Origin of the sequence: Paraburkholderia oxyphila NBRC 105797 (genome assembly GCF_000685075.1) — a bacterium.
GTDB classification, from domain to species: domain Bacteria; phylum Pseudomonadota; class Gammaproteobacteria; order Burkholderiales; family Burkholderiaceae; genus Paraburkholderia; species Paraburkholderia oxyphila.
The window spans coordinates 1-1,322 of record NZ_BAYD01000274.1; the positions used below are offsets into that span (position 1 = coordinate 1).

Here is a 1,322-nt window from a genome sequence, read left to right on the forward strand (position 1 = left end):
TTCGAACGGTTTGATAAGTATGCTCTAACCGGACGAACGATTGCCTGCCATCAGATTACTGCATGCTCACGCCGTCGAAGCGTGCGTAGCCCAGCGGTTCGATGCGCATGTCGATCACCTTCTTGCTGACCGGTTGATAGACGGTCGAGTGCGCGATCGGCGAGAACGGCAGTTGCTGCGCGAAGATCTGCTGCGCCTGCGTGTAGACCTTGGTGCGCTGCGCCTGGTCCGAGGTCTGACGCGCCTTCTGGATCAGCTCGTCGAACGGCTTGTAGCACCACTTGCCGAAGTTGTTGCCGTTCACGGCCTCGCAGCCGAGCAGCGTGCCGAGCCAGTTGTCCGGGTCGCCGTTGTCGCCCGTCCAGCCAATCAGCATGGAGTCGTCTTCACCCGCGTGCGCACGCTTGATGTACTCGCCCCATTCATACGTGACGATCTTCGCCTTCACGCCAATCTTGGCCCAGTCGGCCTGGATCATCTCGGCCATCAGGCGTGCGTTCGGGTTGTAGGCGCGCTGCACGGGCATCGCCCAGAGCGTCATCTCGAAGCCGTTCGGGAAGCCCGCCTTGGCGAGCAGCGCCTTGGCCCTGGCGGTGTCATACGGCTGCGCCGTGAGGCTCTTGTCGTAGGACCACTGCGTGGGCGGCATCGGGTTGGTCGCCGCCTGGCCCGCGCCCTGGTACACCGACTCGATGATCGCCTTCTTGTTGATTGCCATGTCGAGTGCCTGGCGCACTTCGAGCTTGTCCATCGGCTTGCGCGTCACTGTGTACGAGAGGTAGCCCAGGTTGAAGCCCGGCTGCGACGGCATCGCGAGGTCGGCATCGGCCTTCAGCGGTGCGATATCGGCCGGACGCGGATAGCTCATCACCTGGCACTCGTCGCGCTTGAGTTTCTGCACGCGCACGCTCGCGTCCGGCGTGATCGAGAAGATCAGCTTCGAGAGCTTGACCTCGCCCGGCTTCCAGTAATCAGGATTGCCATCGAAACGGATGGTCGCGTCCTTCGTGTAGCTCTTGAAGATGAAGGGGCCCGTGCCCAGCGGATACTGGTTGATGTCGGCGGCCTTGCCGGCCTTCATCAACTGGTCCGCGTATTCCGCCGACAAGATCGACGCGAATTCCATCGCCATGTTCTGGATGAACGGCGCGTTCGGCTCGTTCAGCGTGAACTTCACGGTGTACGGATCGACCTTCTCGACCTTGGCTATCAGCTTGTCGAGGCCCATGTCGGTGAAGTACGGGAACGACACCGGGTAGGCCTTGCGGAACGCGTTGTTCGGGTTCAGCATGCGGTCGAACGTGAACACGACGTCGTCCGCG

At 61.9% G+C, this 1,322-nt stretch carries 1 protein-coding gene; it reads right to left on the bottom strand.

The window, feature by feature from the left end:
- Window positions 1–55: 55 nt before the first annotated feature.
- Window positions 56–1,322: ABC transporter substrate-binding protein (locus tag BO1_RS48880; protein ID WP_028223782.1), on the bottom strand; the 1,267-nt coding region annotated here is incomplete at its 5' end.